Source organism: Beijerinckia sp. L45 (assembly GCF_009765775.1).
Classification (GTDB): domain Bacteria; phylum Pseudomonadota; class Alphaproteobacteria; order Rhizobiales; family Beijerinckiaceae; genus RH-AL1.
In genome coordinates this window covers 1-11,083 of sequence record NZ_LMUU01000111.1, presented here as the reverse complement: position 1 = coordinate 11,083, position 11,083 = coordinate 1, and the positions used below count along the sequence as shown (strand labels likewise).

The 11,083-nt window shown below is 64.9% G+C and carries 13 protein-coding genes and 1 pseudogene; 12 read left to right on the top strand and 2 right to left on the bottom strand.

All coding sequences use genetic code 11. The features are described 5' to 3' along the window. Positions 1 to 82 precede the first annotated feature (82 nt). On the bottom strand, positions 83 to 355 hold the full coding sequence (locus GSQ79_RS12090; protein WP_158808968.1) for a hypothetical protein: 273 nt from the start codon (positions 353 to 355) through the stop codon (positions 83 to 85). A 381-nt stretch (positions 356 to 736) separates the two neighbouring features. On the opposite strand from GSQ79_RS12090, the gene GSQ79_RS12085 reads away from it, so the two are divergent. The 10 genes and pseudogenes from GSQ79_RS12085 (at position 737) to GSQ79_RS12045 (ending at position 7,800) form a co-directional block, all read left to right on the top strand. Continuing rightward, positions 737 to 1,216, top strand: a complete 480-nt coding sequence (locus GSQ79_RS12085) for a hypothetical protein (protein WP_158808967.1) — start codon at positions 737 to 739, stop codon at positions 1,214 to 1,216. 43 nt (positions 1,217 to 1,259) lie between these two features. Beyond that, complete coding sequence (locus GSQ79_RS12080; RefSeq protein WP_158808966.1) at positions 1,260 to 2,339, top strand: phosphotransferase; 1,080 nt, start codon at positions 1,260 to 1,262, stop codon at positions 2,337 to 2,339. Next, positions 2,336 to 2,593: pseudogene (locus GSQ79_RS30320) on the top strand (AAA family ATPase); the annotation flags it as partial. The gene GSQ79_RS12080 and the pseudogene GSQ79_RS30320, both read left to right, overlap by 4 nt. A gap of 30 nt (positions 2,594 to 2,623) precedes the next feature. Then, positions 2,624 to 2,800 carry a hypothetical protein gene (locus tag GSQ79_RS28780; protein WP_174243202.1) on the top strand — a complete coding sequence of 59 codons (177 nt, stop codon included), beginning with the start codon at positions 2,624 to 2,626 and terminating at the stop codon, positions 2,798 to 2,800. 102 nt (positions 2,801 to 2,902) lie between these two features. Continuing rightward, positions 2,903 to 3,085, top strand: a complete 183-nt coding sequence (locus GSQ79_RS12070) for a hypothetical protein (protein ID WP_158808965.1) — start codon at positions 2,903 to 2,905, stop codon at positions 3,083 to 3,085. Between the two features lie 38 nt (positions 3,086 to 3,123). After that, positions 3,124 to 3,747, top strand: a complete 624-nt coding sequence (locus tag GSQ79_RS12065) for a universal stress protein (protein WP_158808964.1) — start codon at positions 3,124 to 3,126, stop codon at positions 3,745 to 3,747. Positions 3,748 to 3,906: 159 nt separating this feature from the next. Continuing rightward, the gene (locus GSQ79_RS12060; RefSeq protein WP_158808963.1) at positions 3,907 to 5,880 is read left to right on the top strand and encodes a PAS domain S-box protein; all 1,974 of its coding nucleotides are present in this window, start codon (positions 3,907 to 3,909) and stop codon (positions 5,878 to 5,880) included. Next, positions 5,870 to 6,472 carry a response regulator FixJ gene (gene fixJ / locus GSQ79_RS12055; RefSeq protein WP_158808962.1) on the top strand — a complete coding sequence of 201 codons (603 nt, stop codon included), beginning with the start codon at positions 5,870 to 5,872 and terminating at the stop codon, positions 6,470 to 6,472. The genes GSQ79_RS12060 and fixJ overlap by 11 nt, the downstream gene beginning before the upstream one ends. Positions 6,473 to 6,562: 90 nt before the next feature. Next, positions 6,563 to 6,940, top strand: a complete 378-nt coding sequence (locus tag GSQ79_RS12050) for a response regulator transcription factor (RefSeq protein ID WP_158808961.1) — start codon at positions 6,563 to 6,565, stop codon at positions 6,938 to 6,940. A 119-nt stretch (positions 6,941 to 7,059) separates the two neighbouring features. Beyond that, on the top strand, positions 7,060 to 7,800 hold the full coding sequence (locus GSQ79_RS12045; protein WP_246725283.1) for a helix-turn-helix domain-containing protein: 741 nt from the start codon (positions 7,060 to 7,062) through the stop codon (positions 7,798 to 7,800). A 57-nt stretch (positions 7,801 to 7,857) separates the two neighbouring features. On the opposite strand, the gene GSQ79_RS12040 is transcribed toward GSQ79_RS12045, so the two are convergent. Then, complete coding sequence (locus GSQ79_RS12040; RefSeq protein WP_158808960.1) at positions 7,858 to 8,280, bottom strand: BLUF domain-containing protein; 423 nt, start codon at positions 8,278 to 8,280, stop codon at positions 7,858 to 7,860. Between the two features lie 196 nt (positions 8,281 to 8,476). Between GSQ79_RS12040 and GSQ79_RS12035 the strand changes: the two genes are divergently transcribed. After that, positions 8,477 to 10,117: an oleate hydratase gene (locus tag GSQ79_RS12035; protein ID WP_158808959.1), complete on the top strand. Its 1,641-nt coding sequence runs from the start codon at positions 8,477 to 8,479 to the stop codon at positions 10,115 to 10,117. A 208-nt stretch (positions 10,118 to 10,325) separates the two neighbouring features. Continuing rightward, positions 10,326 to 10,976, top strand: a complete 651-nt coding sequence (locus GSQ79_RS12030) for a BON domain-containing protein (RefSeq protein ID WP_158808958.1) — start codon at positions 10,326 to 10,328, stop codon at positions 10,974 to 10,976. Positions 10,977 to 11,083: the final 107 nt, after the last annotated feature.

Sequence of the window (11,083 nt, the reverse complement as noted above, 5' to 3'; positions counted from 1 at the left end):
CCGGCCAGCGCGAGCGCCGGCTCGATCTCGCCCTCAGTCTCGGCCCACGTCGCGAAAGTGGCATCGAGCCGTCCCGACGAAGTCACCAGGGCGACACCTTGGACCCGCACCACGCCGAAAGCGCTTCCCTGCCGGCTGCCGCGTCGTACTGGAACTCGCGCTGCAGCGCCGCGAGATCGACGCCGTTGGCGAGCGCGACGGCCGGAAGCGTCGCAAGATGGCGTGACGCCGTCGGACTTATGTACAGGACCGAGATGTGGGCACCGAGGCGGCGGCCGAGCTTGAGGGCGGCCTCATACCGCGGCGCCGCGTCGATGCCGGCGGCGGTGGGAACGAGCAGGCAGCGTACGAACATGGGTGTCTCCGACAAAGCGTTATGGTCGGATCATCCTGTCCCCCTCATCTAGTCATGTCGTTGACATGGATCACTCCGGTGGCCGTGGCGATCAAGGAGCTGCGCATGTCAAAGGAACGGCCGTGCCGATGGGCTTGGGATGGCGATTGGATGGAAATTGTTTCGCGAACGATGCGACCGACGTGATGTGGATCAAGGCGGTCCCCGTGTCCGAACGGGATAGTGACCTCGAAACAGGAGGTCATGATGGTAATGAGCATTCGACAGTCGACGGTCCGGGGCGCAACGAGCCGATTCATTGGAAGGCGGATCGCATCCGTTGCCGCCATAGCGGTCGTCGCTGCGAGCCTGGCGGCTTGCGTCGCCTCCGAGAACCCTTTGGTGAGCAACGCGCAGCCCGTCCTCGGACGGCAGTTCGCGGCCCATGTTTACCGCCGCTTCGACGGCGGCAAGGCGGACGAACTCAAGACTGCTGCGTTTCGCTGGAAGGACGGCGTCTACGTGAAGGACGGCGCCGACGAGTCGACCCTGACAAGGTTCGTCTCCGAACCGCTGCAGGGCGACGATACGCTCATCCAGGGCTGGAACTCGACGGGGAAAATGTACAGCTACTGGATCGGGCGGAAGGTCATGCAGGGCGCGTATCTCGTGTTCCCAGTGGATGAAACAAACGCCGCGGACGCGACCCGCAACGAGGTGTGCATGATCGCTCAGCCACAAGGCTTCTGCATCGTGAAGACGCACGAGCAACTCATGGCGATGGCGTTGGCGACGGCACGCGCCCCGGTCAAGAACGGCGAGATCGCCGTGATCGTCGAGGACGGGTTCGACTTCGCGGCCACTACGCCGGCCGTTAAGTAGCTGCGTGACTGGCGCAACCAGGAGCGACGTGGCGCCGGGTGACATGCCCGATCGCGATCAGACGGCGGTCGTCGAGGCGCTGCGAAGCGGCTCGGCAACCGGCGCGCTCATGCCGCTGAAACAGATCGATACCCATGTGTCGCGCATCTTCCTGGGATGCGAGCACGCCTACAAACTGAAGCGGGCCGTGCGGCTTCCATTCCTCGATTTCACGACGATCGAGGCGCGCCGATCGGCCTGCGAGTCGGAACTGGCGGCGAACACCGCCTTCGCGCCGAGCCTTTACGAAGGCGTGTTGCCGGTCGTGAGGGCCGCCGACGGCCACGTCTCGCTGGACGGGCCGGGAGACGTCCTGGACTGGGTCGTCGTGATGCGGCGTTTGCCGGACGGCTCGCTGCTCGACGAGATGGCGATGTCGGGCACCCTGACCTCGGCCCTGATCACGCAGGCGGTGGACACGGTCGCGCGCTTCCACACCGGGGCAACGCCTTGCAACGACGCCGGCCGCCCTGCAGACTATCGCAAGTGGATCGACGGGCTCAGGCTCGCCGAGACGAGCGGTGCCGGATCCTTGAAGGTTTCGTCCACATCCGGGACGCTCTTCGACATGTTGGAGCGCGAGGTGATCGAGCGATCTGACCTGATCGACGCCCGCAGGCGGGCTGGCTTCGTCCGCCGTGGGCACGGGGACCTTCATCTTGGCAACGTCTGCGTCTTCGAGGGGCGCGTGACGCCCTTCGACGCGTTGGAGTTCGACCCGGCGCTGGCGACGACGGACGTTCTCTACGACGTTGCCTTCCTTCTCATGGATCTGCGCGCAAGGGCTCTGGCACCGTTGGCGAACGTCGCGATGAACCGATACTGGGACGTCACGGGTCAATCCGAGGAGGCCCTGGCGCTCCTGCCCTTGTTCATGGGCATGCGGGCGGCCGTGCGCATGGCTGTCGCGGGAGAACGCGGCGACTTGGCCGGGGCCGCGAGGTACCGGGACGTTGGACTGAGCCTCGTTCACCGTTCCCTGCCCCGCCTGGTTGCCATCGGCGGCCTGTCGGGTACCGGAAAGTCGAATCTCGCGCGAAGGCTGGCGCCTGCCATCGGCGGCCATGCGGGGCTCGCCTTCTGAGCGCCGACCACATCAGGAAGACCGCGGCCGGCGGCGGACTGACAGGACGCCTCGACCAGGCTTCATACACCGAGGCTGCGAGAGCGGCGGTCTATCGGTGTCTTATCGAGCGTACAGCATGCGCCCTGAAGGCCGGTTCGATCGTCGTCGCGGATGCAACCTTCCGCGAGGGCTGGGCGCGAGAAGGCATCGAAGCGGCGGCGGGTGCGCTGCCCTTCCAGGGCCTCTGGCTGACGGCCTCCACCGCCGTGCGTGTCGACCGCGTCGCGTCCCGGACGGGCGACGTGTCGGACGCGACGGCGGCCGTCGCCTCCGCTCAGGTGGAACCGCGCGACCTCGGCGCCGCGTGGCGCACGATCGACGTCGGCCCGCCGATGGAGCGCGTTGCATCCGAGGCGCTGCGCGTGCTCGGTGTGGCACCGGACCTGGAGCGACGTCAGGTTCGAAGTGTCAGGCCATGATGCGCAGCGTCTCCGAGCCTTGAGCCAAATCAAGGAAAGGGCGCCCCCAGCCCGCTATCCAGCGACGACGACGGGCGGTCCCGGTCGAAACGAGGCATGGCGATGTTCAAGAACATGATGGTGCAGCTTGACGGGACCGTGGAGGACGAGACGCGCATCCTGCACGCCGAGGCGTCGTCCTCGCGGTTCGGGAACGCGCGGCTCACCGGGCTCTACATCAACCCACTTCCCGAATACCCCTGCGTGATGGGCGCCAGGAGGGTTACGGGGACATCGGCCCGGTGATGGAATTGGAACGACGGATCCGTCTCGAAGGTGACAAGGTGGCCGAAAGGCTCGACTCGCGTCTTGCACGGTCGGGAGGAACCGGGGAGGTCAGACGTATCGACGCCTGGCCCAGCGCGATCCCCGACCTCGCCGTCTCCCAGGCACGTTTCGCGGACCTGTTCGTCGCGACCACGCCATATCGGGACGTCGAGAGCGTCTTCGCCAACAGGCTGACCGAAGCCGTTCTCTTCGAGGCAGGGCACGGGCTGCTCCTCGTTCCGCCTCTCTGTCCGGTCAGGCCGCACTTGGTCAACGTGCTGGTCGCCTGGACGGACACGACGCTCGCCATCCGGGCTGTGACCGAGGCCATGCCATTCCTGTCGCGCGCGACCCAGGTGCGCCTCCTGACGATCTCCACCGGCGGTCGAGAGGCTGGTGCCGAGACGTCCGCCGACATTGCTGCACACCTATGCCGCCACGGCGCCAACGTCGAGATCGAGGCGCTGAAGGGCGAGGACCATCAGATCGGCTACATGATCTGCGAGGCGGCGGCAAAGTTCTCGGCGGACTTGATCGTGATGGGCGGCTACGGCCACTCGCGTTTCCGGGAATGGGTTCTGGGGGGCGCGACGCGAGACGTGATCCAACGTTCGACCGTTCCCCTCCTCGTCGCGCATTAAGCAGATCCTGAGCCTGAGCTGCCACCAGGGATCTTCATCAACCGCGGCCGCCTGGCGGCTCCGATCGATCGCTTGGAAGGACCGTTGGGGATCGGATTGCGCATCCGACCATGTCAAATCATCGAGCGACACTGGACGCTGCGCATGATATTTTAACTCATGATAGAAAGCACCGGGACGTGGCGGGTTTCGCCCAAGGACGCTCGGCCCGTCGATCTGTCGATCTTCTTTTCGGCGCTCTCCCACCCATACGTCGCATTCGAACGAGGCCTCACGATCGCCGCCGCGAGCGAGGACTACCTTCGCCAGACCATGACGACGCGAGATGACATCGTCGGGCGGAGTCTCGAAGACGCGTTCCCGGTCAATCCTGCCGTCGGGTCGGAAGCCCAGGCCATCGTCCGCGCCTCGATCGGCGAGGTCTTCGCGACCGGCAAGAAGAACGAGATCCGGGGGCTTCGCTACGACATCCGTCGCCAGGCCGGACGCGATGACTTCGAACCTCGCTACTGGAACATCCAGAACGTGCCGCTCGTCTTGGATGCGGGCGGCGATGTCGCCTACGTCGTCCAGAGCGTCGAGGACGTCACCGACACGCACCTGAGGATCACGATCGCGGAAGACCGTTTCCGCTCGTCGGAAGAACGTTTCGAGGCGACGTTCGAGCAGAACGCCGTCGGTATCGCGCTCATCGCGCCGGACGGACAGTTTCTCAGGATCAACGCCCACTTCGGCGACCTTCTGGGCTACGGCCACGAAGAGATTCTCGGCATGAACATCGGGGCCATGACCCATCCCGACGATCTGAAGTCGAGTACGGAGCAGATGGCCGCACTGCTGAGCGGCATGGGGCTCCCCTATACGATCGAGAAACGATATCTGAAGAAGGACGGGACTCCCCAGTGGGTGAGGGTGACCCGTACCCTTGTCCGGGATCCCGCCGGCGTGCCCGCGTACTTCGTGGCCGTCGCTGAGGACATCGCCGCCCGCAAGACGGCGGAGGCCGCGTTGATCCAGCGGGAGGCCTACCTGCAATCGATCCTGGACACCGTGCCGGCTGGCATGATCGTCATCGATCACGCGGGCACGATCGAGACGTTCAGCAGGACCGCAGAGACACAGTTCGGTTACGCGTCCCAGGAGATCGTGGGGCGCAATATCGGACTGTTGATGCCCATGGAGGATCGCCAGCTCCACGACGACTATCTCCGGCGTTTCAATCAGAGCGGGAAGGCGACAATCATCGGGGTCGGTCGCGTCGTTACGGGGGAACGGAAGGATGGATCGACCTTCGCGCTGAACCTGTCGGTCGGCGAGATCTCGCCAGGACCGATGAGTCAGTTCGTCGGATTCATCCAGGACCTGACCGAGCGCCAGGCCGCGGAAACCCGCTTGAGCGAATTGCAGGCCGAACTAATCCACGTCTCCAGGTTCACGGCGCTGGGCGAGATGGCATCGACGCTCGCGCATGAGCTCAACCAGCCCCTGACCGCGATCACCAACTTTCTGAAGGGCAGCCGCCGCCTCCTGGAGCAAGGTCTCGAAGGAAACGAGGCGATGTTGAGCCACGCGGTGGGCCAAGCGGGGGACCAGGCGTTGCGCGCGGGTCAGATCATCCGGCGGCTCCGCTCGTTCGTGGAGCGTGGCGAGATCGAGCGCACCCGCGAAGACCTTCCGCGACTGATCGACGAGGCGAGCGCTTTGGCGTTCCTCGGCGCCAAGGAGGGTGGGGTGCGCGTCTCGTTGGCGCTCGACCCCGACGCCCGGTTGGTCCTCGTGGACCGGATCCAGATCCAGCAGGTGCTGTTCAACCTGATGCGCAACGGCATCGAGGCGATGCAGGAGATGCCCATCCGCAACCTCCAGATCTCGACGAAGCTGGGGACGGACGGGATGGTCGAGGTCAGCGTCACCGACACCGGTACGGGGCTGGCGCCGGAGATCGTGCCGCAGTTGTTCAGGGCGTTCGCGACCACCAAGCCGGCCGGCATGGGCGTCGGCCTCTCGATCTGCCGGACCATCGTCGAGGCGAACAAGGGCAGGATATCGGCCGGCCCGAACCCGGGCGGGGGCACGATCTTCCGCTTCACGCTCCCGGCGTGGCGGCCACGGGAGCTTTCCGATGTCGGATGAGGCCACCGTTCACATCGTCGACGACGACCTGGCGGTACGGCAATCACTCGCGTTTCTGCTGGCGACTGCGGGGATCGGCGTCCGCCTGTACGATTCGGCATCCGGCTTCCTGGCGACGCTCGGCAGCGCGCTGCCCGGCTGCCTGGTGACGGATGTCCGAATGCCGGTGATCGACGGACTGGAGCTGCTGCGGCGCATGAAGGCGGCCGGTTCGTCGTTGCCCGTCATCGTGATGACAGGTCACGGCGACGTCGCATTAGCCGTCGGCGCGATGAAGGCGGGTGCGGTGGACTTCATCGAGAAGCCGTTCGACGACGACCTCTTCCTTCGAACCGTGAAGTCGTGCTGTCAGGGCGCGAGCGCGACGGATTCCGGCGTCGCGGCGACGCGCATGAAGCTGGAGAGCCTGTCGCGTCGGGAGCGGCAGGTCCTCGACGGCGTGCTCGCCGGCAAGCAGAACAAGATCATAGCCTACGAACTCGGGCTGAGCCCTCGGACCGTGGAGATCTATCGCGCCAAGGTCATGATCAAGACGGAGGCGAACAACGTCCCTGACCTCGTCAGGGCCGTCCTGGCGAGCGGGCTCCTGTGAAAGGCGTATTGCTTCAGATCAAGGCCGCGCGTCCGTACCGGTGCTATGGACCTGATGCCGCATGCCGCGGTGATCGCAGGAGGCTCGGGTTTGACATCGGTTGGCATCGTCGAAGACGACACGGCCGTGAGGGAGGCGCTCTGCTTCTCGCTGGAGCGTGAAGGCTTCACCGTGAGAACCTTCGGCAGCGCGACAGCCTTTCTCGAAGACGGGGACGCGCTGCGGTTGGACTGCCTGGTCGTCGACCAGCAGATGCCTGAGATGACCGGCGTCGAGCTGGTCATCGCCCTACGTCGTCGCGGCTGCCTCATTCCAGCGATCCTGATCACGACGTGGCCGGACCACGCCCTTCGCCTGCGCGCGATCGAGGCTGGATGTCGAGCCGTGCTGGAAAAGCCCCTGACCGGCAGCGCTCTCGCCGACCTCATCCACGCCGCGACCGACGAGGCTTGGTCCACGTCGGTCTGATGTCGAGGAAACCTTCGTTCGGGCTACGTATAAACCCCTTAAGGGACGCTCCTGAATGTCGGTGACGGCGCGCCCGTCATAGCAATGCTCACGACGAAATTCCAAGTTGGAGCGCTCCGATGCATACGGCTTCCGAAATCCATCCCACGACCCACCTCGCCGCCGTGATGGTCGGGCGCCCGCCCTGCTACGACCACCAGGCCATCGCGCGGCCCGTGTCCAAGGACATCGGCGTGCTCCGCTCGTTCGACCGGGACCAGGAGATATTCGGCGAGGGCGACCACGCCGACTACTTCTACAAGGTGACGTCCGGTACGGTGCGCAGCTACAAGCTGCTGAGCGACGGACGCCGCCAGATCGACGCTTTCCACCTTCCGGGCGACACCTTCGGGCTCGAGACGGGCATCGAGCATCGTTTCGCCGCCGAGGCGATCCAGGACGTCAAGCTTCGCGCGTACCGCCGCCGCGATCTCGGCGAGATGATCGCGTCCGATCCGGTTGCGATCAGCGAGCTGATGCTGGCCATGGCGGACTCGCTCGAACGCGCCCAGGACCACATGCTCCTGCTGGGACGCAAATGTGCGCGGGAGAAGATCGCGACGTTCCTCATGGGGATATCGGACCGCATCTCGAACAAGCGGACGTTCGAGCTGTCCATGTCGCGGACCGACATCGCCGACCATCTCGGGCTGACCATCGAGACCGTGTCGCGGACCTTGACCCAGCTGCAGCGCGAGAACGTCATCGAGATCCCGTGCGGCCGTCGCGGCATCGTGCTCCGTAACCCCTCCGCACTCAGGCAGATGGATTCCGGAGACGCGGATTCGACCGAGACCGGCACGCTGCGGCTTCATGCGTGATGCCCGTCCACCGCGTCCGGACAGATGTCTCCTTGTGGCCGCGAACAGTGAGACCCTTCACGGAACACCTTCGATGGGGCGACCGAACTCGTACATGAGATCCATTAGACGCTGTTCCGCCTCCGTCGCGCCGAGCATGTTGCCGGCTAGGAAAGGCTCGAGATGTCCGGCGACGTAGGAAGACCGCCCGAAGTATGGCAGCGACCACCGCTCGAAGCGCCGTCTGACGACAGGTTCGTACGAAAGGACCGTGACATCCTTGTGCCGGACGTCGCGAAGGATCGATCCGAAGACCTCGTCGATCGAGGCTGCCTCGCCCTCTAGGATCTGCGCGAAGCCGGATGGCGTGGCGAGAAGGATGCCCGTAACGCCAAGACGTCGGTTGCGGGCGATCGAGGTCGCCGCGATCCCGTCTATCTCGATGGAAGCGGTGCCGGAAGCGACCAGGCTTCGGCTGACGTACAAGAGCGATTTCACCATGGCTGCGGTTCTAATCAACGACACCTGTCGTGAAGTCCGAGGGGATCGGTTTCCTGAACGGACCGTCCGTTCACAAACCAAGGGTTATCCCGAGCGGAGCGACGGCGTCTTGATGTCGCGCAAGGCGACCGACGATGCGCCCGACTAATCTCGCGCGGTGGCGCCGATGATGGCGACCGGATGCGAGGACCTCGACATGTCATTCACGACCCCTGACCCACTTCCCGACCGCCGCAGGACGGATCGCGCCAAGCAGGCCTATCTGGTCGGAGGCGGCATCGCTTCGCTCGCCGCGGCCGCGTTCCTGATCCGGGACGGCGATCTCCTCGCGCGCGACATCACGATCTACGAGGGATCGGACAGGATCGGCGGAAGCCTGGATGGATGCGGCTCGCCCCAGACCGGCTACGTCCTGCGCGGCGGCCGGATGATCGAACGGAAGTATCTCTGCACGTACGACCTCTTCTCCTCGATCCCGACGCTCGACGACAGCAAGACTGTGACGAAGGAGATATTCGACTGGAACGAGACGATGAAGACGTCGTCCAAGGCCCGGCTCGTTCGCGGTGGACGAAGGGAGACGGCCCCCAAGTTCGGACTGAGCGAGAAGGACATCCTGACCATCGAGCGGCTGGCGATCGAACCGGAGGTCCTGCTCGGCGACACGAGCATCGAGGTTCAGTTCGACCCCGGCTTCTTCGAGACGGACTTCTGGTTCATGTGGTGCACGACCTTCGCCTTCCAGCCCTGGCACAGTGCCGTCGAGTTCAAACGATACCTCCTGCGTTTCTCCCACATGGTCGCAGGCTTCGACCGCCTGAACGGGATCATGCGGACGGTCTACAACCAGTACGACTCCATGGTTCTGCCGCTGAGGAAATGGCTCGAGGAACGGGGCGTCATCTTCAAGTTCGGCGCCCGTGTCACGGATCTCGACCTCAAGGTCCGCGACGGCAGCACTGTGGTGGACCGCATCCTCTTCGCGCAGCCAGGCACGGAAGCGATCACCGTGGGCGTCGACGATCTCGTCCTGATCACGCTGGGATCGATGACCGACGCGTCGAGCCTCGGTTCGATGGACGACGCGCCGCAGCTCAAGGGCAAATCGGACGGCGACGCCTGGACGTTCTGGGAGCGGATCGCGAAGGGGCGCCCGGAGTTCGGGCGGCCGTCCGCGTTCCCAGGCCACGTCGGCGAGTCGAAGTGGATGTCCTTCACCACGACGCTCCACGACGATGGCTTCCTGCACGTCGTGCGTGACCTGACCGGCAACGTTCCCGGAGAAGGCGGGCTCATCACCTTTCCAGACTCGAACTGGCTGGTCTCGATCGTCGTCCCGCACCAGCCGCACTTCATCGGCCAACCCGACGACGTCAGCGTCTTATGGGGATACGGGCTGCGCGTCGACGAGCCGGGAAACTTCGTCAAGAAGGCGATGTCGGCATGCAGCGGTCGCGAGATCATGACCGAACTGCTCGGACATCTCCACGTCGAGGCCGAGGCGGCGAGCATCCTGAAGTCGTGCATCTGCATTCCCTGCATGATGCCGTTCATCACCAGTCAGTTCCTCAGGCGCGCGCCGGGCGACCGGCCGCTGGTGATCCCGACGGGCACCAAGAATCTCGCGATCATCGGACAGTTCTGTGAAATGCCGAAGGACGTCGTCTTCACCGTCGAATATTCCGTTCGCTCCGCGCAGACGGCGGTCTACGGGCTTCTCAAACTGAATCGGAAGCCGCCGGCCATCCACCAGGGAAAGTTCGATCCGAGGGTTCTGTTTCGGGCCTTCCTCGCGCTTCACGACGTCGGTCCGATCGTGGTCGAATCCGCGGCTTAGGGATCGACCGGCGGCGGCGCGTCGGATCCCGCCCCGTCGGGCATGGATCGCAATACCGGGAAACAAGGATCTTTCCATCCGTTCCCGCCGCCGTCGTACCCGTCCCTTGATAAGGATCAAGGCGCGATGGCGGGAACCACACCAAGGTCGTCGAGAGAGGTGCACCGCCCCAGGCGCCGAAACCTCGATAGACACCTTGGAGAACGTCATGTCCCACGATAAGAAACTGCAGAAGGCCGTGCTCGAAGCGCTGAGCTTCGCACCGACCGTCGCCGCCGATCATATCGGCGTCACGGCCGACGCCGGCGTCGTCACCCTGAGCGGTCATGTCGACAGCTTCGCGGAGAAGCATGCCGCGGAGGCCATCGTCGCCGAGGTCAAGGGCGTCAAGGCGATCGCCGAGGAGATCGAGGTCCGACTAGCGTTCGATACCGAGCGCGACGACGGCGAGATCGCGGCCGCTGCGGTCGACCGCCTTGCCTGGGACGTGTCGGTCCCGCGCAAGGCCGTGAAGGTGATGGTCGACAAGGGCTGGGTCAGCCTGTCGGGCGAGGTCGACTGGTTCTTCCAGAAGGAGGCCGCCGAGCAGGACGTCCGCCGGCTCTTCGGCGTGACGGGCGTCTCGAACCAGATCGCGATCAAGCCGAAGGCGAACGCCAGCGACATCGGCGACGCCATCCAGGGCGCAATGGATCGTTCCTGGCTGCCCGATTCCGCATCGATCACCGTCACCGTGGAGAAGGGCTCGGTCCGACTGAGCGGCGAGGTGCATTCGTCGCACGACAAGAAGCTGGCCGGATCGACCGCGTGGTCCGCTCCCGGCGTCACCCACGTGACGAACGACCTCGTCGTGCACTGATCCGCTTCGCGGAGACGCTGATCGCCGGCTATCGGGCCGGCGACACCAAACTGGCGTGCCCCCCTTGAAGTGGTCCTCCCTGAAGTATGGCATTTTGCCATGAGGAG